Here is a 23,577-nt window from a genome sequence, read left to right as displayed (position 1 = left end):
GCTATCGGGCGGGTGGGGTCATCTGGTGGCGCGGTCTCGGATTCTGCAGTGTTGGGCGCTGTGGGGTCATCTGGTGGCGCTGGGGTCATCTGGTGGCGCTTCAGCCTTGGTGCGACCGGGCGAGGGGAAACAGGCGGTCACGCTGTCAAGGGTTTCCGGTAGACTGGGCACACCCTTTCGTGACTGGCTTTGCGAGAAGGATCCGCTCGTTTTCGAACGGAAATGAAAACCCCCCGGTTGGTATCCGGGGGGTTTTCGCTGTGGTGGGGGAGCGGGCTACACGTCACCGTTCTCGAGCGCACTCTCGAAGGCCTCGGCCGCATCGAGATCGCGGCGCGCATCTTCCAGCCGCTGCTCCTGCTCGACCGTTCGCACGCCGCGTGAGCGATCCTCCGCGAGGTGCCTAGCCTCGATGAGGATGTTGGCACTGACGAGCTCCGCAGCCTCTGTTGCGCGGAGGACATCCGCCAGTGGGGCACCAGGCGCTCCGGGTGCCGCCCCGGTGATCTGCTTGTCGATCTGCTGAGTGGTCATGCCCTGCTCCGTTCGTTGCGTTCCTGCTCGATCTTGCGCTGCGAGGCGCTCTGCTCGCGGATACGGCTCCGCGTTGAGAGCACCTTCTTCTGGGTCACGTTGACGTTCGTCTCGTCGATGTCCGGCGTCGTCAGATGAGCCACGCGGTCAGCGATGAGGTACGACATCGAGAAGTCGAGGACGTCGACGGTCTTGCCCGTCTCCGCTGCCCGTTTGAGGGACTGGTGGGTCGCGTGAGCGAGCTGGTCGATGTGCTGGAGCACCTGATCGACCTTCTCCTCGACTGCTGAGACTCTCTGGTCCGTCGACCGGAACGCCTCCATCGCTGCCTGCGTGTTCTCATCCAACTCGAAGTCCATGCCGGCCTTCGCGGCGATGAACGCCGTCATGAGGGCCGGAGCGGAGATCTGAGCCGCGAAGTCGCCGCCGGTAACGTCAGCGAGAAGCATGCGAAGGCGATCGACGGTAGCGGCGGGGATGCGCTTCACGGTCGTGAGCTTGGCGTCCTTCCCGTAGAAGGCGCCTCCAGGTAGCTTCTTGAACTCCAGCGGCGACGAGCCCGTCACCTCGTGGAGCTGCAGCGGAGTGGACCGGACAGGTTCGGGCTCTTCCACGAATTCTTCATCGGCATCGATTGCGTCATCGTCTGCTGCAGCCGCCTCCGGCTCCTCCTCTGGCAGCGAGGCTTTCTGTTCCTGCCTGCGTGCGACCTGCTCGGAAGTGGAATCGGTGTGCTCGCCCTCGTCGGGCTCGTCACGCTGAGGCTGAGGTTCGCTGTTTGCGCCGGCGGGGGAGTCGGAGTGAGTGTCGCTGCCGGCGGGCGAGCCTTCCGCAGCGCCGCCATGCTGGCCTCCGTCACGCTGCTGCGCGGCACTCTCGGCCGCCGAGGGCTCTCGGCGCGGGGGCAGAGTGATCGCCACGTCCTCGACGGAGGGAACGTGATGCCTCTCCATAGCCAGGTCCATGAAGCTCATTGGTCGATCATCCGTTCATAGAGGTTCGGGTGGTGTGAATGGTGGGGGAGAGGTGGGCCTAGCCGCCGGCTACCTGGGATGCGGTGTCCGCGAAGCTCAGCTCACCGTCCTCGGCGTCGGTGAGGTAGCTGTCGCCGCGGGTCAGACCAAGTAGCGAGTCGAAGCCACTGACGACAACGCGCTCCAGATTGGCGTTGCTCGTCGCGAAGGCAAGCAGCGCGTCGAGGATCTGATTCTGTCGCTGCACGAGAAGGTCGGGGACATCGAAGTCGCCGTTCTCCCTGGCGATCTTCTCTTCGACGGCGAGCTCGAGGTACTCCTGCTCGGTCATCTCGCGCTTGTTGCGCCAGTACTCGACGTTCTTCACGGTGTCGGCGTGAAGGCGCATCCACTTGCGGATGCGTTCCGGAGCCTTCGTCGTTGCTGCAACAGCCATGTAGTCGGTTCCCGTCAAAAATTCGATATTCCCTCAGATATGAGGATAATCGTACCAGTGGAACCACGGTTGTGCCATGTGTGTGCGGCTGAACTCCCGCTCCACCAGTGGGGAGAACAGGGTCTTCGTACTCTGCACGGCACAGCCGTGTCGGGGGAGAGGGTGAGGCTCGCGCGATCCGCGCGGGAGACACGACGACTTCACGCAGGAGCAGACTCATGAACGCAGTGACCGCGCGCAACATCCAGCTCTTCTCCGGACGCCTGCGACCGAACCCCGGCATCCCGGAAGACTGGTCAGAGCTGAAGAAGGCTCGAGCTCGGGAGATCCACGCCGACGTCGAATCCGCATTCCCCGGCTTGCTCGGCGATGCTGACCCGTCTTCTGACGTGGAGGACCACTATGAGGACGCGAGTCGCATCTCGGCCGCCTATCGCGCGACTGGCGGCGACCTCGAGCTGAAGGAGCCTGGCACCGACAGCGCGCCGTGGACTGCGGCTGAGATGGCTCGGCGCCTCGGCAGCGTCACCATTCAGGAGCAGGGTGGACACCACGCCAGTGACCCCCTCGCCGGACACCCACTCGTGGTGGAGCACGGCGGTCGCGGAATCAAGGTCGGTGGTCTCAACGTCGCCTCGATCGAGGATGACGTGATCCACTGGCTCGCCAGCCGTCACCGTCACCACGGCGTCAAGACCGGGATCGTCAAGGCGATGGGGCACAAGAACGGTATCTGGGCGATCGAGCTCGACCGCGACCCGAACGTCATTCGCGAGCGGCTTCTGGAGACGATGGACTGGACGTTCATCCGCCTCGAGGGTGTGCAGGATGCCGTCATGGCGCAGGACGTCATTCCCATGGAGTTCGAGTACCGCCTCTTCATCGTCGACGGACAGGTCGTCTCCGGCGCCGGCTGCGTCGAGGAGTTCACGCCTCTCGATCGAGTGGAAGGACAGCCTTTCGACACTCGTGTCCGTCGTGTCCGAGGTCACCTGGGACAGTACGGACCCGGGGAGGTGGAAGACCGCCCCGACGTCGTCTCTCGTCTGCTCGACTTCGGCCGGACCGTCGCGAAGCAGTACGGAGGCACCGTCGTCATCGATGTCGCCATGAACGCGGCCACCGATTCTCCGGTGATCGTCGAAATGAACTCGATCCCCAACTCCGGGCTGTACGCGTCTGACCCGTGGCTCGTCACATCCGCCCTCGTCTGGGCTATGGATCGCGGGTACGTGGACCTTTGCCCCGCAGCCTGACCTCGAACCGAAGGAGTACGACCATGGCCCATTCCGATCGCGACCAGCGTGGTCGCCCCCGTTCCGGGAAGCACCCGAAGAACTGCGGCGCCCACGGTGGCTGCCCGAGCTGCGGGCAGGGCGAGTACAAGCCCATGCATCGACGCCTGGTGAGACACCAGCAGCGTGCCCGCATCGCAGAGCAGCTCGCATGAGCGTCACCGTCACCATCCAGGAGCGTGCATCATGACCACCGATAAGACTCCGGCGAAACTCTTCGTCGTCCAGGAGAACTTCGATCACGAGGGATGCCAGAACGTGGTGGCTTCGTTCGACGAGAGCGTCGCTGACAGCATCGCGAAGACGCTGAACGCCTTCGGAGCTCCCGGCGCCTACGCCGTCGAGACCGTCCCGATCGCTGCCGACCTCGACTCGATCAGGCGCACGCGTCTGTCGATCACTCAGCAGATCGGTCGAGATGGAGTACTCGGCGACCACTCCGAGCGTCGAGAGACGGTCTGGACGTTCGCACCGGACGTCCGCATCGTCGACGCGGAGGACAACTCCACGGACCACGCGGTGATCGTGTGGGGAATGGACCACGAGAAGGTCATGGACCTGTACCGAACCAAGCTCGCTGCCCGCCTGGAGCATGTGAGCACCCGATGACCGACAGCACCACGAAGGAGACCACCGTGCCCGACACCCTCACGTTCGCGGACGATCCCGAAACACTGCGGATCACCGATGTCGTCCAGCATGCTGCCGACGTCGCGTACCGCGCTCGCGCAGGAGCCGCTGAGCAGCGGTTCTACGAGCACTTCAGCATCGAACAGCTGTGGAAGAAGCGCGAGGCGGCAGGCTTCACCGCCCAGCGATGGGGCGAGCTGCTTCTGTCCACCCGCAACGCGGCCTCGCCCGAAGAGTTCCAGCGATTCGCCGACGTCCTGAACGTCTCACCTCGCTGGCTGGCGGTCGGCAGCGGCGGGATCTTCGAGGCGCCGGAAGGGTGGTCCCACTTCGGGAGCCACATCGACACCCCAGGGCGGCTCGTGTTCTCGAAGCTCCGCGACGACGGAGGCATGCCCGTATGGGAACGACTGAAGGAACAGGAGGCCGCGTGAGCGACGCAGAGCAGCTGAAGAGCTACAACCTCCTGGCCGACCCCGATGCGCTGCGACAGGCCGTCTCAGCGATCCAGGTGAACCTCCGAGAAGCCGGCGACGACGTGTCGCTGCATTGGGCATCGATCATCGAGCACACGCTCGCGCAGCCCGCCACGGACATCTCTCTGAAGAAGTGGATGCGGTCTCATCACGATGAGCCGATCGACACGATGAGGGCGCTCCTCGCCATTCACCGTTCCGACACCACCATCAGCGTGGAGCTGCGCGAGATCAGCGGCATGGGTCGACGCGTGGATGCCGAGCGGAAGAAGCGCTCGGTCTTCCTCGGAGAGACACGTCTCTGGTACGCCGGCTTCACGCCCGTCGTCACGACCGAGTATGAAGCGATCTGTGTCGCGCCGTATGGCGACGACCTCCTGAGCGTCTGGGTGTTCGATCGATGAGCGCCGTCACGATCCTGATGACAGGAAGCCGTGACTGGTCCGATGCTCAGGCATCCACGGATGCACTGAACGCTGGACTCGCCCTGATCGGCAACGGGCCGGCTCGACTTCGGCACGGAGCGGCTCGAGGTGCAGATACCCTCGTGGCGGCCGCGGCTGCGGAACTCGGATTCGACATCGAAGCAGTCCCCGCTCAGTGGAACGTCCACACCGAGAAGTGCCCTGAGTGGGATCGCCGGAACGCCACCTGCAAGCTCGCCGGTCATCGTCGGAACTCCGCCATGATCGCGGCGGGCGCTGATCTGTGTCTGGCCTTCCCCACGCACGGCATCCAGCTGGCGCCGGGGGAGGACCCGAAGAACACCTCTCGCGGCACCTGGGACTGTGCGACGAAGGCCAAGGAGGCAGGCATCCCGACACTCGTCGTGTGGGGTCGTCAGTTCTTCCCCTTCGGAGATCGAGGTGCTGAGCTACTGCAGCGCGACGCTGCACAGAAGCGGATCACTCTCGGTCCTGCAGGATCGATGATGATGACGGACGCGTGGCTGCCATTCTGAGGTCAGCATCCGCAACGAAGAAGAGACCCCCACTGCCTCGCGGCGGTGGGGGTCTCTTCTTCTCAGTGCCTGAGGGAGTCTGCTGCGGCGCGGAGGGCGGCAGCAGAGACGGAAGGCTGAAGCGCGCTCGGCTTCCATCCGGTCGCCTCCTGCAGGAACCCGCCCTTGGTCGTCTCCGTTTCACGCCACACGCCATCGGCAACCGGAAGGGTCAGCCAGTTGATCGGCTCGCCTGTGTCCGCGTCGACTGGGTCAGACCACTCGTCGAGGAACGTGTGGTCACGCATAAGCGGGTGATTCTGGAACGGTGCCGGCTCACCAGCCTCGGCGACCTGCCAGAAGATGGGCAGGAGAGCATCGGCCTGGCCGTACTTGCGCATCCACTCGTCGAACAGTTCATGAGCCGTGCGATCGAATGCGTCGTACTGGTCGCTCATCGAGACCCCGTCGAGATACCAGGCGAGAGTCAGCGAAGTCGTCCTGGTGACGCCGTACGGGCTCGTGTAGGTCCAGTTCTGCATCGTCTTCTCCTGTCTCAGAGGTTCGAGTCGAACATCACGCCGCGGCGCATGTTGTCGAGTGGGATGTTCCACTCCGGTCGCACGGGGACGGGTCCGCCCAACGCGAAGCCGATCCGAGGTCGAGGACCACCGTTGGTCTGGTAGGTCTCATCGGTTGCGTAGGCGTCGAGTACAGGCCACGCCATCAGCGGCTGTCCCGCGTAGACAGCGACCAGATGGTCCATTCGCTGCCCGGTTGCGAGGGTGATCGGCCATGCTCGATGAGCCACGGTGGCGAGCTGATCAGCCGTCATGCCGTCCTCGTCATAGGACTGGTTCACGGACACGAAGATAACGCTCATCATCATTCCATTCCGTCCGCCTAGATGCGGACGCGTCGTGGGTTCTCGCCTAGTGCGTGAGCCCGATGGGTTGAGAGTACACCATCTGGTGTTTCCGTCCAGCAACCCCCGCTAGAGTCTGGCCATGGGGTATGAAACTGGGGACGTGGGCGGGAGCCTACGCCGATGGGCCGAAAGCGGCGGTGACCACCAGGTCGCGGCCGCCGTCGAGCTCGTGATCCGATACAGACTTGCCGATCCGGTGTACCCGTGGATTCACCGCGGCGTTCCTGGATCGCGTTGGGTAGACGACTCTGTCGACTTCCGCACGCTGGCGACCGTTGCACGGCAGACGCCGGGGGAGGACGGGCTGGTGATGCGCCTCGCTGCTGACCTGGGACTGGGCGTCGAGATCCCGCCGGCGGCTCTGGGGCAGGTCGACGACGACAGGCGCGCCTACCTGCTCGCGGCGATCGCCCAGCTCCCTGCGGGGGAGTGGCCGCCCGAACGGCAGGCGCCCCCGGCGATACCGAGCGACGTCATCCTCGAGGTCATCGCGCGCGAGCGACGGGGTCTGGACCGGCTGCTGCGTGACATCGATCTCGATCGACTCCAAGACACGGAGACCGACGGCCAAACCTGACCCTCATTTCGCTCTGGGGGAGCGCTGCGGCTTGAGCTTCTTCATCGCTTCGATGGGGAGCGTTCCTCGCTGACCAACGATCCAGCGACGACAGTTGTTGACGATCGAGCGATTCACGTCGACGTCCACCGGGATGCCTTCGCCGATCACGAGGATCTCCGTCGGGGACAGTGGGAACGTGATCGTGGATAGATCGTGGTCAGCATCCGGGCGCCACAACAACACCGCCCCGTCGCCCGTGTAGAGGCCGCTGGTCGAGAAGACCTGCCACGTCCACGTCTCGAGCCCGAGATCGGTCAGCCGCAGCGTATCGGTGTGGTCGTGGGCGAGGGAGAGGAGGTCGCCGTAGTTCAACTCCTTGTCCTGGACGGTGCCGTCATCCATCAGAAGCCTCGCTGGTTGGCGGGCGCCGACGCGATCGGCATATCGACCGCGATGAAGGTGCATGTCGAGGAACTCGATCATCGATTGCGTCTCGTCCCGCGTCAGACCGTGTCCTGTGCGGAGCCTCGTGATGGCAGAGACCCCTCTGGTTTCGAGGTCCGCGAATTGACCCTCGAGATCGTGGGTCATGACCAACGGGTCATAGACGTAGCTCACGACCGTGGCGTTCTCGATCGACGACGGATACCCGCGCCCCTCATGTACGTCGAGGACGTCCACGACGTTCCGATCGTCGGCCCACGCGGCCATGTAGCCCCTGGTGACCATGTGGCCGCGACGTGTACCCGATGCGGATGCGCGTCTGAAGCTGGCGCCCGGGGAGCTCATGACAGCAACCTAGCGCGTGATCGCGAAACGCTTGCGACAGCCGAAAACTTCGCCACGATGGGGGATTACCTAAAGCCCAGATCAGGTGGCAAAAAGCGCTGAAACTGTCATAATCGTTGTTATCAGCTAAAACCCCAGGTCAGAGTGGCTTTCCTAGAGTGTTGATGGGAGCACTCTACAGAGTCACTGTGAACCGGGCAAGAGCGAGTCAGAGGCAGGTCGTGACGTCGACCTGGACCGCGTCGCTGAACTCGGTCACCAGTGACTGCTTCGCGTCGAGATCCGTCAGCCCGGCCGGGTCGTTCATCATCGCGGCGTAGTCCTGAAAGATCTTCTGGTTCGGGCTGTCCACAGCAGCCAGGTCGTTCAGGGCCGCGAGCAGCTCGGGGGTCGTCTCGAGGATGGCATCGTCATCCGAGCCGGCCGCCATGTACGCGTCGATTGCCGTGCAGAGTTCTCCACTGACGATGTGGCCCGGGATCGCCCCGCCGCCTTCCGCGATCGCCGCCTCAGCTGCAGCGACTTCTTCGGGGCTGAGGCTGAGCTCCGGTGCCGGCGTCTGAGCGTTCGATCCGCCGGACAGTGAGTTGATGATGACGATGCCCGCGATCACCAGGATCGGCAAACCAAGCGCGACAGCGGCGATCGTACGGATTCGAAGTCCCGAACCCACCCGCCGGCTCGTTGCGTCGGCAGAGGTGTCGGTCCGCTCTTTCAGGTCAGTGGACCCGCTCTCTCGCTTCGGCAAGCCACCGAAGATCGACGTCTCTTCCTGATCCATCGTGCAGTCTCCTGATCTGTGCGGTACCTGTCCAGGCTACCTGAAACTCCTCGCCGACGAGGTATGATTTCCCTCATAAATGAGGAGAAAATGAGGCAGCCGGAGGCCGCCCGGGGGAACGTTGAGACACCATTCCCCACCTGAAGGGCACACCATGAGCAACGACACCGATCGATCCTCCGCTGCTGTCACCGCATCGACGGGGCCAGACCGCTCCGTACCCCAGTTCCTCATCGACATCGCGCTTCGCGCACTGCGTCGCGGATCCGAGAAGGTCTTCCTGGGCCACGAGAGCATGGGCTACGACTCTGGGTTCAGGGCTCCCATCGGCTGGATCATGTGGGTGCGGACGCCCGGCGCCAGCGATGGCCACTCCGAACTGATCACCCACCAGGTCGACTGCGCCTTCTCTGAGGATGAACTCCCCGAGTGGTTGCGCTCCGGCGCCGAGTCGGATGCGGCTGAGCCGGCCCTGGTCGCATCTCTCCTCGAGCTGTTCGAGGTATCCGTGAAGAACGGATGGGATGTCCGTTACGAGCGGTTCCCCGACGAGCACCAGATCTTCCTCGACTTCCTCGGCGACCGCCCCGACACCCTCGGAATGCGTCACACCCTCGACGCCAGTGCGTCGAACTGGGGCTACGACCAGGCAGCCAGCGACCGAGGCGAAAGGGTCTCCGACAACGTGCACGTCTCCCTTCGGGAGATCGACCGTACCAGCGCCAACGTCTTCTCTGACGACGGCGGCACCCACCGACAGGTCGACCTCGCTCACGCCGAAGCGCTGCTGCGCGCACAGGCGCCGTATTTCCAGAGGGTCGGCTACTTCGATGAGGAGACCGACACGTGGGTGCGGTGACGGAGCCCGCAACGTCAGCGGTCGCAGATACCGTCGATGCGGCGCCGTCAGGATCCATTTACGACTGCGCGGCGTACATCCTGCAGCGCTTCGAGACCCCGGTCTCGACGATGAAGCTGCAGAAGCTGCTCTACCTCGCCCAGGGGTGGAGTCTCGCCATCACCGGTCGGCCACTCTTCGACGCGGAGTTCGAAGCGTGGCCGTCCGGTCCCGTCAACCGAGAGATCTTCGAGCTCCTGAAGGGCGAGTACACCGTTGACCCGGAGAGTTTCGCCGCCAAGCTGCAGCTCCTGGCTGCATCACAATCCACCATGGCGCCCAACGCCTGACAGAGAGAACATCACCATGGAAAAGATCCCCACCGGTATTGATCTGGAGATGACCGGCCTTGATCCGAAAGTCGATTGCATCCTGGAGTTCGCCCAGGTGCTCCTCACGCGCGACCTCGAACCGATCGATGACTTCGGCAGCCGCGTCCTGCACGCCTCCGAAGAGCAGTTGGCCGTGATGAGCGACTACGTCAGAGAGATGCACACCCAGACGGGGCTGCTCGACGAGGTCCGCGCGTCCACTCTCACCGTCGAGGCGCTCGAGGATGAGGTAATCGAGTTCCTGGCCGGCCACGGACATGTCCAACATGACGACCCGCGCGATCGCACGGTAATCACGCTCGGTGCGAGCCTGCGCGCAGACATGGCCTTCATCGACGAGTACATGCCTCGCCTGGCCAAGGTGGTGCACTACCGAATCGTCGACGTCTCGGGCTTCCGGGAAACCCTCGAGATGATCCTCCCTGGATTCAAGGCGCCGCAGCCGTTTCAGGTCGCGGCGGAAGACGGCTACGCCGTGCATAGGGCCGCCAGCGACATCCGGTGGTCCATCGCTGAACTCCGCGAGATCCGCGACGTCCTCCGTCCGCTCTGGGACCAGTCCCTGCACAACGAGGGAGCCGCAGCGTGAGTATCGCCCGATCCATCCGCCGCCGCCTCATCCGCGGCGCGATCGCCCTCGTCGGGGCCGCCGCGGGTGGCCTTCTCCTGTTCACCATGGTCACGACGGGCTTTGACAATCTCCTCGGCTCGATCAGGGAGACCTTCGAGGAGAATCACCCCTCCACCGCTGAGCCGATGGCGGAAGTACCAGCGCAGCTCATTCGAGTCGTCGACGGCGACACCATCGCCGTCGTCCCGAATGACCAGCTGCCGGCCACCAACGACGCCGGGACAGAGCACGTCGTCCGGCTCCTCGGCATCGACGCCCCAGAGATGAACAAGATGAGCGCGGATCCCGCCGAGTGCGGGGCGCAGGAGGCCACCGATCATCTGGTTGCGATCCTCGGTGACGGCGCACAGCTGTCACTGACCTTCGACGGCGTAAGCGATCACTCCGACCGCTATGGTCGATCCCTCGCCTACGTGGAGACCCTCGGGGGTGCACAGGTGGTGGATGCGGGTGCCGCGATGATCCGCGACGGTTTCGCTGAGGCGTGGTATCCGAAGTCGGAACCGGCGCCGGAGCGGTTCGATGCGTATGCCGCGCTGCAGATCGAGGCGGCATCAGCCGGCGTCGGCTCGCACGCGACCTGTGCCACGATCGGACGGTGAGCATGACAACACTGTCAACCGACGACCTAAAGGTCATCAGCTGGACGATGGAGTCGGAGGGGCCGCGGGTAGAGGTACACCCAGGCGTATCCGTACCCACCCGCGTCCGCGCATCTGGCCCGTGTGGGAACATTCCCATCCTCCGCTCAGCGAAAGCAGAAGGTATCGATGACGTCGACCTCTCGATCACAGCCGTGTTCGACCCAACGCTCGCGCAATACCGGCTCGCCTCTCTCGCCGTCGAGGCGATCGACGGGCGGGAGGTGAATGGCCAGATCCTCCGCGGTATCCCTCCCTACGGGATCATGCGGTGGCTGTTGCCAAGAGCTTTCCACGTTGAACCCGGTAGCTACACGGAGGCGATACGTCGATACGCGCTCGGCTTCGAGGGCCTCACTCCCATACTGGCGCCCGATCTGAGTGACGTGGCGACGGTGTACAGACTCGCCTCCGTTGTCCGAGACCCGCCCTCGAAGGCCGTGGCCCAAATGTTCGGGTTTCAGCCCCGCACCGCAACCAACTGGATCAAGAGGGCGAGAGAGTCTGGATACGCCCTTTGAGTCGACCATGAGCGGATCCCAAGACATGGCCGGCTGATGGTCACCAACGAAAGAACCCCCGCGCTCTTCGGAGCTGCGGGGGTTCTGTCTTTCGAACCTGGACGTCAGTCAGGGAGTACTGCCGTGGCCAGAAGCTGCGCCTCGCCGTCGGTGGTGCGCACGGCGGCGAAGGCGACCTTTGTGCTCGTCGCTTCCGCGATGATCGCGCGCATCCCGTCGGGCGCTGTGTCCTCGAGCGAGCCGTAAACGAGCACCTTGCTGTCCGACCCTGCAGGACCTGCGAGCACAGCCGTGGGGCGATCGCAGATGTCGATCACCTGGTACGCACCGGATGCCGCGAGCTCGGCGATGTTCGCCTTCGCCCACTCGGTCAGACACTCGTCATCGGTGGCGACTTCGAGCATGGTGGCGGAGTCGTCCTGCACCCTGCTGCGCGCGTCGATCACGTCACCACCGAAGCCGCTGACCAGGTCGTCGGAGATGACTTCGACCGCCGTCAGGTCCGCATCCTCCGGAGCTGCGACCACTGGCTCGTTCGCTGCGACCTGTTGCGGCTGGGGAGTGATCTCCACGGACTGTGGATCCACCCGCTCAGGACCGAGCACGTTCGCGAGGACGATCCCGCCGACCAGGGCGGCCGTCGCGATGACGGCCGCCCCGATCAGAATCGGACGCCGGCGGGAGGTCGTTCCCTCTCCCCCGCTCACGGCTGACGCACCTGGACGATGACGTTGTTGCCCGGATCGCTCTGCGGGCTGGTGCGCCACGGAGTCGAGCAGCTGTACTTCGCGTTGTGGTAGGTCACGTTGCGAACCAGCGGCGGGGTCAGGTGCCAGTTGTCCTGCCACCCGAACGCGTGGTTGTAAGTCATCGGGTTCCAGTCAGTCGAGCTGAAGTTCGACCACCCGACGACGGACCCAGCCGAGCAGTACGTCTTGTAGTCGATCGTCATGGACGGGCAACCACCGGCGAAGCACGTGCTGTACGTCCAGTTCGTACCGCGCACCCAGTCACGGTAGTTGTACGCGTCCCAGACGGGCTTGGCGGGCTTCACCATCGGCATCACGAAGGTCGGGGACTGCACCTTCTGCGTGGTGCTCTCGAAACCGGTGACATCCGACAGGCACTTCGAGTCCACGCCCATGGCGTAGGCGTACCCGTTCAGAGCGTAGGAGGCCTTCCAGGCGTAGCTGGTCGGTTCCGTCGCCCACGCGGAGCTCGCCCGAACCGTGTTCGAGAACGTGCCATTCGACTGACCCGTGCGGTTCTCGTGCTGCTGTCCCTTCAGGGTTGTACCTGCGGGGCAGCTCCAGTCGTAGCTCCACTTCAAGGTCCCAGTGTTGCCGGTGCCCTGAGTCCACGCGATGCTCTGCGCCTTCGGCACGCGCGGCCAGTCGGCCACGTACGTCTTCTTGTCGCTGGTTGCGGTCTTCCCGTTCACGGTCGCAGTAATGCTGTACGTGTGGGTGTTGCCGTAACTCGTTCCCGGTGTGTACGACAGGATCCGCGTCAGGGTGCTCAGAGCGGTTGTGTTCTCGTTCTCTCGTCCGGACTGAGCGGACTTGTTCGTGTCGAAGGACGTGGGCAGGCTGCTCACCGCCGTCCAGTCCAGCTGGTGGCGGTCGGCGGTGAAGGACATCCCCACCTCGAGGACAGGCTTCGGAACCGGCTGGTTGTAGCTGTTCGCCGAGGCGGCAGTACCGGAGACTCCGGCCTCACATGTCGCGACCGTGCGGAACGTTCCGGAGGCACCGTTGGCGATCCCCGCGATGTTGAACGAGCCGCCCGAAGCGGGAACGGTCGCGGCCGGGGTCGTGGCCGTTCGCGAAGGCTGGTTCGTCGGGCTCGTGCCGGTCCACGTGGTCGTCACAATGCTCGGTCCGCCGTTCCAGCACCGTGCACCGGTGTACGACACGAGCGCGCCTTCGCGAGCTCCCGAGTACGCGGTTCCGGACACCGTCGAGCGCGCCACTGTCACCTTGGGGGTTTCGGGCATGTAGAACGCGACCTGCGGGGAAGCCGGCGAGTTCGCCGAGACGGCGCCGCTCTCGTTGGCCACGCAGCGAGCGATCACGGTGTAGACCGTACGTCCGTATCCAGGCGTCGTCACCGTCGCCTTACGAGACGTCGACCACTCGCTCCAAGCCGACCAGCTCACGGTGGTAACCGTGCCCGTCTGCTGGTAGTGGCGCTCAGAGTACTCCGCAGTCGTGTACGCGGGGCACGTGACCGCAGTCCAGGTTGCGCCTCCCGTCGTGGGGGTGACGGTCGGAGTTCCCGGCGCCGCAAGAGGCGTCGTGATGTTGGTGCTTCCCGGCTGGGAACGAACCGAGTTCACGATCGCCACGACGTCGTACGTCGTCTTCTGACCGATGCCCAGCCCCTTGGTGTTGTACGTCAGGGTGAGCTTGTCGGTCGTGCCGGCGAGGTTGGCTGCGGTCTGAGCGACCTTGGTGACGGATCCGAAGTCGCGGTAGACCTCGAACGTCGTCGGAAGGCTCGACACCTTCGTCCACGACACCACGTGCGCTCCGACGGTGGCGTGGAGAGTCGCGCTGACGGTCGGGGCGGGCACAGGCTGCTTGTACTGCACAGCCGAGCTGATCGATCCGGACACTCCTGCGGTGCAGGTGACGGTCGTCGTGACATTACCCGTCGCGCCGTTTGCGATGCCAGCCATGTTGAGCTGTCCACCAGAGGCCGGAACTGGCGCGGCCGCCGCCGATGCCGTGACATCCGCCTGGTTGCTGGGAGACGTGCCGCTCCAGCTGGTCGAGACCTTGCTCGAGGTGCCGTTCCAGCAACGTGCGCCGGTGTACGAGACGAGAGCGCCCTCGCGGGCTCCCGAGAACGCGGTCCCGGAGGTAGTCGACCGCGTCACCGTCACCTTGGGGGTCTCGGGCATGTAGAACGACCGAACCGCCGATGCAGGCGAGTTCGGCGAGATCGCGCCGCTGGCGGTCGCCGCGCAACGGGCGACCACGCTGTAGACGGTGCGTCCGTACTCCGGCGTCTTCAGCGTCACCTTCGTCGACGTCGACCAGGCCGTGTAAGCCGACCAGGTCACGGTCGTGTCCGTACCGGTCTGCTGGTAGTGGCGCTCGGCATACTGAGCCGTCGTGTACGCAGGGCACTCGACAGCAGTCCACGTCGCACCCGCCTGGGAGGTGGTCACGACAGGTGCTGAGGGTGCCTCAAGAGGCGTCGTGATGGTGGTGCTACCAGGCTCCGAACGAACCGTGTCGACGGTCGCGACGACGACGTAGGTCGTCTCTCGACCGATGCCGAGGCCCTTGGTGTCCGAGAGGTAGACGAGCTTGTCCGTGGTCGTGGCCAGCTTGTCCGCGCTCTGGGGCAGCTCGCTGAGCTTTCCGTAGTCGCGGAAGACCTCGAACGAGGTCGGAAGGCTGGAGACCTTCGTCCACGAGACATCGTGAGCGCCGTACGTCGAGGCGTTCAGCTTCGCCGTGACCTGGGGTGCGGGGACCGCCTGCGTGTACACGAGGGCGTCCTTGACGACCGCCCCGTCCTTGACGCAAGACGCTGCGACCTCGACGGCGCCGGTGGAGCCGTTCGGAACAGATCCGAGGTGCACCGTCGTTGCGGCCTCCGTGAGCTCCGCAGCGTAAATCGTGTTCACACGGGGTGCGGAGCCCGGGCTCTGACGCTCGTACGAGACATCGACCGTGGTCGGACCGGACTCGCAGACACCGCCGGTGAACGTCACAGCCGCACCCTCACGTGCGCCGGAGTAGACCGTTCCCGTGGTGGTCGATCGCTCGATGCTCGCGATGATGATCGGCCCCGGGACGTTGTCGTCGGGGTTCGGGACGTAGCGAACCTCGTCGGGGGTCGGTGTGAGGTTCAGCACGTTCGTGTACCCGGTGGCCACGGCCTCCTTGGTAGCCGCCGAGTTGTCCTTGTCGAGAGCCTTCAGCGTCAGCGTGACCTTGTACGGGCGCACATCGTCGAAGTCGCTCTGCTTCACGTCAGCGGGCTTGGCAGCCGTCGCGAGGGTCGGGGCAGCCGATGCGTTGAAGGTGATCGTGCGACCCCCGCGGTTCGTGTACTCGAACAGCGGCGCAGCGATGTCGGACAGCAGCGTCATGCCAGCAGTGGTCGACCCCGCCGCAGGCAGCGGAGTCGTGACCGAGCACTCCCCCGCGACCGTCGTGCGGTCAACAACGAGGGTCTTCTTGCCGTCGCTGGTTCCCGACTGCCACGCCTCGATCTCGCACTTGTCACCGGCGACGTTGCGGAGGAGACCGACGCGATCGGTCTCGAGCCCCACGACGATGTCCGACGAGTGCACCGCCTTCTCGAAAGCAACGTTGGCGTTCTGGTATCCGGCTGATGCGTCGGCGGTGGCCGTGGTCACCGCGAGGAACGCGACTCCTGCTGCGACCACTCCGCCGACGATGGTGATGATCACCGCTTTCAGCCCGATGCCCGCGAGTGCTTCGGGCATGCTGGCGCTGATGCCGCTCTTGTCTCGCAGGACCCCGCGAAGGTTACGTCTTTCCAGGCGCATTTTGGCCCCCTCTCTTCCTTCGATCATAGTCGTTATTTCCACGTATACGAGGAAAAACCGTCAGGTAGCGGCATGCGCGTGGGGGTGTTCGCTGACCCCTTCGCCGTCGACGGCCAGAGGCCGACAGTCGTGTTGCCGAACCCGTAAAGATGCTTCATGGCATCCAGCAGAGCCACCGCGGTGGAGCTGGAATCTGCAGCGATGGCGTGGAAGCTGTTCGACGCGAGCAGGGGTGCCAGCGTGTTGACGACCGGGAGCGCGTCACCGGTCACGCCGGCCGCGGCCGCGTTGCCCGAGTACCAGAGCTTGCCGTTCGCATCGAGTGCGATCAGGCTCGACTTGCCCATCACGACCGACACGAACTTCTTCGTGGGCACAGGCGAGGTCGGAACGAACTGCGTGAGCGTCGTCTTCTGCGCGAGCTCGCCCGCGGGCCCCTTGCCCCAGGTGTAGAGCTTCCCGTCGGAGGTCAGACCCGCTGCGGCCGTCGGACCGACCGAAACCGAGACGAACACCTCAGGCTGCGTGGGTGCCTGCAGCGTGTAGGAGACCCCGTACATGGCGACGGTTCCTGCCGAGCTGACGAGCGCGACGGCGCCGCTCGAAGCGCTGGCAGAGACAGCCTTGTACTTGGTGCCCTTGTTGACGATGCCGTCGGCATTCGGGGTCGGCAGTCCCGCGATCGCGGCACCCTGGACCCACAGCTCGCCCGTGCTCGTGATGGCCAAGGTCGTTGCCTTGGCGGTGGTGATCGAAACCACTCGGACGGGGAGCTTCGTCGGCTCCATGATCACGGAGCCTCCCGCGCCGAGCTGCTTCTGGTCGTTCTTCCCCCACACCCATGCGAACCCGTCCGAGTCGATGGCGAACCCGCGGTCGGCGACGGTCGTCACCGAGCGGAACTTCGTCTTTCCGACTTCGATACGGGTGGGCGCGACGGGGTCTGCAGACGCCTTTCCGACGCCGGCCTGACCGGTCTTGTTCGGGCCCCAGACCCAGAGGCCGCCCGCGCTGTCGACGCCGGCGCGGTCTGCGATCGCCGCCCAACTGAGGGTCTCCTGGTTGAGCTCCTCGGCGGTCAGCACCGATGGCTCGCCGGACGCGACGCCCCAGGTGCGGTATCGCAGACCCTCTTCAGGTGCGATTCCCCAGATGTTGTTCCCGTCGGCGTCGATACCGGTGACGTGGCTGACTTCGACGGAGTCGAGAACGACGTCCTTCGTCACGCTCTCGCCGAGCGGCGCCAGCGTGTCACCCTGGATGCGCAGGGTCATCGTCTTGCCTTCGCCGCCGGGCGTCACCTGGAGGATCTGCGTGCACACCTCTGTGGCCGTCGAGCATTCGCGTGCGAGAGACGGCACCTCCGGGTTGACCAGGTCGCTGTTCATCGCGGAGGCGTACACCTCTGCCCTGTTCGTGATCTCCTGCGAGACGGTGGTGACCAGCTCGGCCTTCTTCGAGTGGATCGCGTAGTTCCCGACGAGCACGCCGACGGTCACGATCAGCCCGAGGCCGAGCGTGAGGGCGCCGAGTGCGTCTACGACTCCGCCCTTCTTCTCTGCGAGGATCTTGCGGATGGCCAGGATCATGACGTGCTCCCTGCGCGGTAGATGAAGACGGTCTTGACGATCGCCGAGCCCTGAGAGACCGTGACGAGGATCGGATCTTCCGACGGGGCGACGAACGTGCCGAAGTAGTTGCTGGCCGTGGCTACGAGGGGGAACACGGACAGCGTCTTGGGGCCCTGCGTAATGCGGATCTCCCCAACGGATCCGGTCATGTGTGCATCGATCAGGTATCGCCACACGACATCCTGCGGACCGGTCGCCTGCGCGAAGGTGGTGCCCTGCGGGATCGGAGTCTCCGTGCTGACGCGCTCATCGACCGTCCCGACCGGAGCCTGCGCGGTGCTCGGGTCCTTGCGGATGAGCGGCTCGGGCTGCAGCGACTCGAGATCGTCGGCGTGTGTACGCGTCGCGTAGAGGCATCCCTTCTTGGCAATGTCCATGGGGCTGGAGCACTCGACCGCGTCAGTTGCCGAGCTGATGGGCGACACCGCGGTGAGGGTGGTACTCGTGGGGGTGTCTTCACGCCACGTGGTCACCTCGACCTCATGGCCATTCGGCAGAGTCTTCGTCTCCGTGTGAGGACTCTCAGGTGTCCCCCATGTCGCCATTGCTGGCTGGTCTCCGACGAGGGAGACGATGTACGCGTGGCGCTCGGCCTTCGTCGCCACCCCGGCGATCGCCGACGTGTTCGTCACCATCGCCGCAGAGAGGGAAGCTACGGCGATGAGTGCCAACGCCACGCCGGCCAGGGAATCGGCCATGTTCCCCTTCTTGTCCTGGAGGACGTCGAGAACTGCGCGTCCCTTCGAAAGTCCGTGAAGCACCGTGACCCCTTAGTGATCGATCCGTGTCGTCTGCAGATACTGAAAGACGCGCCAGGGCCGCCTGATGAGAGATCTCAAAAGGCGGCCCTGTCGCGTCACGGTCCTACTTCTGCGGCGCAGGGCACAGCACGCCGCCGTCGGAGGGCGGGGTGTCCGGGATGACCTTGCCGCTCTTTGCGGTCATCCAGTAGGACGGTGCGAACATCGACGCCGAGGTCGAGACCGCACAGTAGTTCGTCAGGTCGTCGGACAGGACGATGGCGACCTTGTCGGGCAGGGTCGTCAGGGCTGCAGCCGAGGTGTCGGTCGCCGTGGTCAGCTGCTCGAGCGTGCCGAACGAGCCGTGCGTCGACTGGTAGAGGACCTGAGCCGACTTGATCGACTCGAGTTCGGTCTGGGCCGACGAGTTCTGTCCGAACGTGATGGCGGCTCCAACGCCGACCGTGGCGAGGGCGAGGACGGCGACGCTGATGCCGACGGCACCAAGCACCTCCGAAAGGCTCGCGGACAGGCCCCGCTTGTTGGAGACGGCGGCTCGGGTGCGGCTGAGGAAGCCGACCGGAGCCTCGGAGAAGTCCTCGATCATCAGATCCGTGGGTGCGGTGCTCATTCCACTCCTTCTAGGTGAGTGCTCGGTGCGTGGAGTGACTCGGGGCCCCGAGTCGGAGGTCTCTCTCGCTGAGCGGGTCGTGGGGGCAGGTTGCTGAAGCATTAGTTCGTGCGTGAGTCTATACCTAAAAAGACTCGTAAACCAGTAAAAATGACTCTGAGCATTGATATCCGCTCAGATTGGGAAAATCGACACGGCGATGACCATTCCTGCAGTCATTGCCGGGACGTGGGGCATCACGACGGTTACATTCCGGGTGTCGCCGGCAGTGCGGCGAACGCTCAATCGCGCGGCTGTGAAGAAGAGCTGCTGGATGAGCAGAGAGACGCCGACCCACCAGGCGCCGAGCACGGGATTGATGGTGGCGAGCACGAAGGCGGGAACGGCCGCCAGCTTCACGTCCCCGCCGCCCATCACTCCCCGGATGCCGAGCGCGAGGTACACAGTGAAGGCCAGCGCTGCAGAGATGAGTCCAGCGACCCACTGCTGTGCGGAGATCCCCTCGAGCGTGACACCCGCAGCGGCAACACCGGCGAGGATGATCGTTGCGTATCCCTCGACTTCATGGCGCCAGATGTCGAGTCCTGCCAGGACGAACATCCCCACGATCACCACTAGAGCGGTGATCGTGGGGATGGTGACGACTCCCGAAGGCGTGGCCAGGGCTTCCAGCATCAGCTCACGGTCTCGATGAGGGTCGGAATGAACGTGAGGATCGGGGTGACGATGAGGAGAACCACGGCGACGATCGTGATGACGACCACACCTTCGGTGATCGGGCCGATCCGCTCTGCGAAGCGGTTCAGACGGTCCTGCGCCTTGGTGTGGAATGTGCCAGCGAGCTCACGAAGGATCTCGATCCGGCGCACCATCGACGTGGTCGTCTCAATGCGGTTGCGGAAGTTCCAGGGCAGAAGATCGGTCTTGGACACGTCGCCGAACGCGACGACACCGTGTGCCTGACGTGCGCGGTGCTCATCGACCCACTGCTGAAGTGCCTTGTTGCCGCTGGCGCGCCCTGCGACTTCGAGCGCCTCGAGTTCGGACATGCTCACCGAGAGGCACGCGCTCAGCACGTCGCAGAACCGTGCGGCGACCGACATGCGCATGATGTCGCCGAACAGCGGCGCCTTGAGTGCAATCTCATCAGACTTGAGCGCGATCTTCGGGTTGCGCTTGAGGATGACCTGCCACAGCAGCGCCACGATCAGACCGATGAGGATGATGGCCCCGAAGATCCACTTCAGCGCCTCGCCGACAGCGATGATGATGACGGTGGTCGGCGGCGCCTCCGCACCGATCCCCGTGAACATCTGCGTGGTCATCGGGAGCAGGAACTGCACCGCGGCGATGATGAAGATCATCAGGAACACCATCATGGAGCCGGGCTTGAAGAGCGCACTCTTCACCTGCGTCTTGATGCTGTCGGCTTCGATGATGATGATCGAGGCCTGGCGGAGGTTCCGATGCAGGTCCTTTGCCATGTTCGCTGCGGCGATCAGCTCACGGACGACCGGCGGGAAGGCGTCGGTCTGATCGGCCATTGCCTTCTCGAGCGTGACGCCGCGGTCCAGGAGGCGGACCACCCGCCCGTAGGCCTCACCGATGTCGTACGCCGAGTACTGCTGAGCCAGGGCGTCCACCGCCGCTCGCTCGGACTCGCCGTTCTCCAGCATCGATGCGAGGTCAGAGAGGGTCTCCGCGACCTCATCCGGACGTGCACGCTTCCCGCTGAACAGGGTGAGCCACGGCTTCTTCGGGATCTCTCCCTCACCGTCGATACCGTTCAGTCGGATCGCCGCAAGATCGGCTTCCTTCTCGCGAGCTGCGTCGAGCTTGGCAGCCTTCCGCTGCGCCTTCTTGGACAGCTTCTTCCCCTCGCCTTCGACGGGGAGGGGCTTGTACGGCAGCGGCTCAATCGCCGAGCCTCGCTTGCCCTTCCGGGCGCGCGGTTCCTTCGAGGCCTTCACCGCGGACTTCTTCGCCTTGGGCTTCGCGGTGGCGCTGGGCGCTCCGAACGCCTTCACGCCCTGCTCCGGCGCCCAGGGGGCGGGCTCTGCGGGAGTGTTGGCCTGCTCGTCTTCCACTGCGACGGTGTTGCTCATGATGATCTCCTCTGCACGATGAGGTGCGGCATGGGGCTGAAAGTCAGGCCGCGCGGGATGCGGCCTGGACGTCGAACTGCGTCAGCTTCTCTTCGAGGGCCTTGTGATCGCGCGCGTTGTAGCGAGCGACCTCGAGGGAGACGCTTCCGGACTTCACGAGGCGGGCCAGAGACTGTTCCATCGCCACCATTCCGTCCTTCGTCCCCGCGCCGAGGAGGAGCTGCTGGATGAACTTGGTGTCGTTGGTTCGGTCGCCGCTCCCCCGCAGCAGCTCCGCCATCGACGGGGTGTTCAGCGCGATCTCCATCGCGAGAGCGAGACCACCGCGCACCTTCGGGATCAGCTTCTGGGCGACGATCGCCAACAGAGACTGCGCGAGCTGCGTCCGCACGAGACCCTGCTCCTCAGGCGTGAACATGGAGGTGAACGAGTCGACAGCCTCTGCGGCGGTACCGGCGTGCATCGTGCTGATCACCAGGTGGCCAGATGCCGCAGCCAGGAGCGCGGAGCGCGCGGTGGCGACGTTCAGGATCTCGCCGACGACGATGATGCGCGGGTGAGATCGCTTGGCATCCTCGATGCCCTCGGCGAAGGTGTTCACGTGCGTGCCGACCTCGCGCTGGATCACGAGGCTCTTCCCGAGGGGGTAGAGGTACTCGATGGGCGACTCGAGCGTGTAGATACCGGTCGACTGCGTCTGCGCCACTTCGTTCACCTGAGCGGCGATCGTCGTGGACTTACCCGAGCCCGTCTGTCCCACGTAGAGGACGAGGCCGGAGGGGCGGGTGATCAGCGAGGTGACGGTCTGGGGCAGCTCGAGCGTGCTGATGCTGGGAATGTCGCGCGAGATGATGCGGATGGTGCAGGAGAGCCCACCCTCTTCGCGGCGGAACGCGACTCGTCCTCGGTACTCACCTCCGGTGTCAAACGACGCGCTGGCTTGACCCTTGGTCTTCATCAGCGTTTCCGCGTCGTCGAGAAGCCCTCCCATGAGGCCGCGGAGAGTGCGATCGTCTGATGAGAACTGGTTGCTCGGGATCGGGCGCGTCTGCTTGTCCTTCACGTAGAAGGCGCCACGGTTCGACGTCAGGTGCAGGTCGGATGCCTCCTGTCGACCGAGGGCGTCGATCAGCTGTGAGACGGTGGCAAGGGTCTGGTCAGTCAAGGGAGACCACCTTCTGCGCCTCGGCGCGAGTCGTGACGCCGGCGGCGATGAGCTCGCGGACGTTCTCCGCGAACGACGTCGATGTGTGGGCGGCCACCGCGGCGATCTCCCGGCGTGAGACGTTGCGGATGAGGGTGTCGGTCAGGTCGGAGGTGTTGTGGGTGACCTCGTGGATCGGATACCGGCCAGAGAGGCGGTCCGTACCGGGAACCAGGCGCCGAACGAGACGCTGGGAGATGACGCCGTTCAGCGACTCCAGAACCGACAGCGGCGGGGCATCTGCCATCTCCATAAGGCGGAGCATCGCGCTGATGTTGTTCGTGGCGTGGATCGTTGCAAGCACGCGTATACCGGACTTCGCGATCTCGACCGCAGCGGTCGCCGTCTTGACATCACGGATCTCGCCGATGAAGAGCACGTTCGGGTCGGCGCGGACGATGTACTTCATCATGTCGCCGAACCCGGCGCCCTGGATCTCCTCTTTGACCTCGATCTGAGCGATCCCGGGGATCACTCGCTCTACGGGATCCTCGAGGCTGATGAAGACGCCGCTCTCCTTCTCGCGCAGGTACTTCAGGGAACTGAGCGCCGTGGTGCTCTTCCCCTCACCTGTCGGGCCGGCGACGAGGGTCATGCCGCCGGGGAGGTTCAGGAGATCCTTCGTGAACTCCATGTTGCGAGGGGTGAATCCCAGCTGGTCGAGCGGTCGCAGCTCTCCGATCTGCGGCAGTCGGAAGACGATACGCTCCCCGCCATCGAACAGCGGCAGCACCACGGCACGAGCGCGGTAGGGGTATCCGTCGATCGGCAGCTTGTAACTTCCGTCCTCCGGGACCAGGTTGACACCCGAGGACATCTCGGAATCCGTCTTGATCAGGGTGTGGATCGTCTGGCCCAGAACCCCCTCGTAGACGTGCACCTCCTGTGGGGTGCCGTCGACGCGAGCCTCGACTGTGAACGTGTTGCCGAGCTTCGACCGGGTCATGTGGACATCGGAGACGCCCTGGCGGACGAGGTCGATGAACAGCTCCCGGAAATCCGCAGCCGAGCGCCGCGGCAACTCGCTGAGCGGCTTGGTCAGCTCCTCGTACATGGCAGCGACCGGTACGAGGCTGTTCGCCTCGGTAGATGCGACGCGAGGAGTCGCATGCGTCCGCGCGGTCGGCGGCGCCGGGTCAAGAGACACGGTCCGCGTGGGCGGAACGGCCTCGCGCACGGGCGCAGGAGCCGGTCGCGTCTCGACGAATGCAGGCGCAACGGGTGCGACTGCCGCAGCGGGTTCGCGAGGCGTCTCCTTCAGACGCACGGGTGGCGCACCGAGGGTGAGGGTCCTCTTCGGCTGTCGGGCTTCGGTGTGACTCATGGGCACCATTCGGTCTGAGGGTGGGTCGTGGGGCATTCCATCGTAT

General features: G+C 64.7%; 28 protein-coding genes. 12 read left to right on the top strand and 16 right to left on the bottom strand.

Annotation, left to right across the window (positions count from 1 at the left end):
• Positions 1-276: 276 nt before the first annotated feature.
• From RQG77_RS15030 to RQG77_RS15020, 3 genes are read right to left on the bottom strand one after another with little or no spacing between them, the layout of a single operon-like run.
• Entirely contained in the window at positions 277-534 is a 258-nt protein-coding gene (locus tag RQG77_RS15030; protein WP_311245447.1) for a hypothetical protein, read from the bottom strand.
• On the bottom strand, positions 531-1,508 hold the full coding sequence (locus tag RQG77_RS15025; RefSeq protein WP_311245446.1) for a hypothetical protein: 978 nt from the start codon (positions 1,506-1,508) through the stop codon (positions 531-533). The genes RQG77_RS15030 and RQG77_RS15025 overlap by 4 nt, the downstream gene beginning before the upstream one ends.
• Before the next feature lie 58 nt (positions 1,509-1,566).
• A complete protein-coding gene (locus RQG77_RS15020) occupies positions 1,567-1,944 on the bottom strand; it encodes a hypothetical protein (protein WP_311245445.1) in 378 nt (125 codons plus the stop codon).
• 218 nt (positions 1,945-2,162) lie between these two features.
• Here RQG77_RS15020 and RQG77_RS15015 point away from each other — a divergent pair, with 218 nt between their 5' ends.
• From RQG77_RS15015 to RQG77_RS14990, 6 genes are read left to right on the top strand one after another with little or no spacing between them, the layout of a single operon-like run.
• Positions 2,163-3,200, top strand: coding sequence for an ATP-grasp domain-containing protein (locus RQG77_RS15015; protein ID WP_311245444.1), 1,038 nt, complete (start codon positions 2,163-2,165; stop codon positions 3,198-3,200).
• A gap of 23 nt (positions 3,201-3,223) precedes the next feature.
• Positions 3,224-3,394 carry a hypothetical protein gene (locus RQG77_RS15010; protein ID WP_311245443.1) on the top strand — a complete coding sequence of 57 codons (171 nt, stop codon included), beginning with the start codon at positions 3,224-3,226 and terminating at the stop codon, positions 3,392-3,394.
• A 31-nt stretch (positions 3,395-3,425) separates the two neighbouring features.
• On the top strand, positions 3,426-3,848 hold the full coding sequence (locus tag RQG77_RS15005; RefSeq protein ID WP_311245442.1) for a hypothetical protein: 423 nt from the start codon (positions 3,426-3,428) through the stop codon (positions 3,846-3,848).
• A complete protein-coding gene (locus RQG77_RS15000; protein WP_311245441.1) occupies positions 3,845-4,303 on the top strand; it encodes a hypothetical protein in 459 nt (152 codons plus the stop codon). The genes RQG77_RS15005 and RQG77_RS15000 overlap by 4 nt, the downstream gene beginning before the upstream one ends.
• Positions 4,300-4,749, top strand: coding sequence for a hypothetical protein (locus tag RQG77_RS14995; protein WP_311245440.1), 450 nt, complete (start codon positions 4,300-4,302; stop codon positions 4,747-4,749). Before RQG77_RS15000 ends, RQG77_RS14995 begins: the two co-directional genes overlap by 4 nt.
• Positions 4,746-5,306, top strand: a complete 561-nt coding sequence (locus RQG77_RS14990) for an SLOG family protein (protein ID WP_311245439.1) — start codon at positions 4,746-4,748, stop codon at positions 5,304-5,306. The genes RQG77_RS14995 and RQG77_RS14990 overlap by 4 nt, the downstream gene beginning before the upstream one ends.
• 62 nt (positions 5,307-5,368) lie before the next feature.
• Here RQG77_RS14990 and RQG77_RS14985 read toward each other — a convergent pair whose 3' ends face one another.
• Together RQG77_RS14985 and RQG77_RS14980 are read right to left on the bottom strand one after the other, a co-directional pair.
• Positions 5,369-5,827, bottom strand: a complete 459-nt coding sequence (locus RQG77_RS14985; RefSeq protein WP_311245438.1) for a hypothetical protein — start codon at positions 5,825-5,827, stop codon at positions 5,369-5,371.
• Positions 5,828-5,841: 14 nt separating this feature from the next.
• Complete coding sequence (locus RQG77_RS14980) at positions 5,842-6,168, bottom strand: hypothetical protein (RefSeq protein WP_311245437.1); 327 nt, start codon at positions 6,166-6,168, stop codon at positions 5,842-5,844.
• Between the two features lie 124 nt (positions 6,169-6,292).
• Here RQG77_RS14980 and RQG77_RS14975 point away from each other — a divergent pair, with 124 nt between their 5' ends.
• A complete protein-coding gene (locus RQG77_RS14975) occupies positions 6,293-6,790 on the top strand; it encodes a hypothetical protein (protein WP_311245436.1) in 498 nt (165 codons plus the stop codon).
• 3 nt (positions 6,791-6,793) lie between these two features.
• Here RQG77_RS14975 and RQG77_RS14970 read toward each other — a convergent pair whose 3' ends face one another.
• Together RQG77_RS14970 and RQG77_RS14965 are read right to left on the bottom strand one after the other, a co-directional pair.
• The gene (locus RQG77_RS14970; RefSeq protein WP_311245435.1) at positions 6,794-7,561 is read right to left on the bottom strand and encodes a DUF4238 domain-containing protein; all 768 of its coding nucleotides are present in this window, start codon (positions 7,559-7,561) and stop codon (positions 6,794-6,796) included.
• A 208-nt stretch (positions 7,562-7,769) separates the two neighbouring features.
• Positions 7,770-8,342 (bottom strand): hypothetical protein, encoded by a 573-nt coding sequence (locus RQG77_RS14965; RefSeq protein WP_311245434.1) that lies wholly within the window; start codon positions 8,340-8,342, stop codon positions 7,770-7,772.
• Positions 8,343-8,496: 154 nt separating this feature from the next.
• Between RQG77_RS14965 and RQG77_RS14960 the strand changes: the two genes are divergently transcribed.
• The 5 genes from RQG77_RS14960 to RQG77_RS14940 are packed head-to-tail and all read left to right on the top strand — an operon-like array spanning position 8,497 to position 11,365.
• Positions 8,497-9,201, top strand: coding sequence for a hypothetical protein (locus RQG77_RS14960; protein ID WP_311245433.1), 705 nt, complete (start codon positions 8,497-8,499; stop codon positions 9,199-9,201).
• Entirely contained in the window at positions 9,189-9,530 is a 342-nt protein-coding gene (locus RQG77_RS14955; RefSeq protein ID WP_311245432.1) for a type II toxin-antitoxin system antitoxin SocA domain-containing protein, read from the top strand. The genes RQG77_RS14960 and RQG77_RS14955 overlap by 13 nt, the downstream gene beginning before the upstream one ends.
• Positions 9,531-9,546: 16 nt before the next feature.
• A complete protein-coding gene (orn, locus tag RQG77_RS14950; protein WP_311245431.1) occupies positions 9,547-10,161 on the top strand; it encodes an oligoribonuclease in 615 nt (204 codons plus the stop codon).
• Entirely contained in the window at positions 10,158-10,805 is a 648-nt protein-coding gene (locus tag RQG77_RS14945) for a thermonuclease family protein (RefSeq protein WP_311245430.1), read from the top strand. Before orn ends, RQG77_RS14945 begins: the two co-directional genes overlap by 4 nt.
• Positions 10,802-11,365, top strand: a complete 564-nt coding sequence (locus tag RQG77_RS14940) for a hypothetical protein (RefSeq protein ID WP_311245429.1) — start codon at positions 10,802-10,804, stop codon at positions 11,363-11,365. Before RQG77_RS14945 ends, RQG77_RS14940 begins: the two co-directional genes overlap by 4 nt.
• 104 nt (positions 11,366-11,469) lie before the next feature.
• Here RQG77_RS14940 and RQG77_RS14935 read toward each other — a convergent pair whose 3' ends face one another.
• From RQG77_RS14935 to RQG77_RS14895, 9 genes are all read right to left on the bottom strand, one after another.
• Positions 11,470-12,072, bottom strand: a complete 603-nt coding sequence (locus tag RQG77_RS14935) for a hypothetical protein (RefSeq protein WP_311245428.1) — start codon at positions 12,070-12,072, stop codon at positions 11,470-11,472.
• Positions 12,069-15,833 (bottom strand): hypothetical protein, encoded by a 3,765-nt coding sequence (locus RQG77_RS14930; RefSeq protein ID WP_311245427.1) that lies wholly within the window; start codon positions 15,831-15,833, stop codon positions 12,069-12,071. Before RQG77_RS14930 ends, RQG77_RS14935 begins: the two co-directional genes overlap by 4 nt.
• 95 nt (positions 15,834-15,928) lie before the next feature.
• Positions 15,929-17,485, bottom strand: coding sequence for a hypothetical protein (locus tag RQG77_RS14925; RefSeq protein WP_311245426.1), 1,557 nt, complete (start codon positions 17,483-17,485; stop codon positions 15,929-15,931).
• A complete protein-coding gene (locus RQG77_RS14920; RefSeq protein WP_311245425.1) occupies positions 17,482-18,225 on the bottom strand; it encodes a hypothetical protein in 744 nt (247 codons plus the stop codon). Before RQG77_RS14920 ends, RQG77_RS14925 begins: the two co-directional genes overlap by 4 nt.
• A gap of 166 nt (positions 18,226-18,391) precedes the next feature.
• Positions 18,392-18,898, bottom strand: coding sequence for a hypothetical protein (locus tag RQG77_RS14915; protein WP_311245424.1), 507 nt, complete (start codon positions 18,896-18,898; stop codon positions 18,392-18,394).
• Between the two features lie 174 nt (positions 18,899-19,072).
• Positions 19,073-19,573, bottom strand: a complete 501-nt coding sequence (locus RQG77_RS14910) for a prepilin peptidase (RefSeq protein ID WP_311245423.1) — start codon at positions 19,571-19,573, stop codon at positions 19,073-19,075.
• Positions 19,573-21,003 carry a type II secretion system F family protein gene (locus RQG77_RS14905; RefSeq protein ID WP_311245422.1) on the bottom strand — a complete coding sequence of 477 codons (1,431 nt, stop codon included), beginning with the start codon at positions 21,001-21,003 and terminating at the stop codon, positions 19,573-19,575. Before RQG77_RS14905 ends, RQG77_RS14910 begins: the two co-directional genes overlap by 1 nt.
• 43 nt (positions 21,004-21,046) lie before the next feature.
• Positions 21,047-22,168 (bottom strand): ATPase, T2SS/T4P/T4SS family, encoded by a 1,122-nt coding sequence (locus RQG77_RS14900; protein WP_311245421.1) that lies wholly within the window; start codon positions 22,166-22,168, stop codon positions 21,047-21,049.
• A complete protein-coding gene (locus RQG77_RS14895; RefSeq protein ID WP_311245420.1) occupies positions 22,161-23,531 on the bottom strand; it encodes an ATPase, T2SS/T4P/T4SS family in 1,371 nt (456 codons plus the stop codon). Before RQG77_RS14895 ends, RQG77_RS14900 begins: the two co-directional genes overlap by 8 nt.
• Positions 23,532-23,577 lie beyond the last annotated feature (46 nt).

The organism is Microbacterium sp. WCS2018Hpa-23 (genome assembly GCF_031843845.1).
GTDB lineage: Bacteria > Actinomycetota > Actinomycetes > Actinomycetales > Microbacteriaceae > Microbacterium.
The sequence above is the reverse complement of the archived record's forward strand: the minus strand, read 5'-3'. Positions and strand labels throughout refer to the sequence as shown.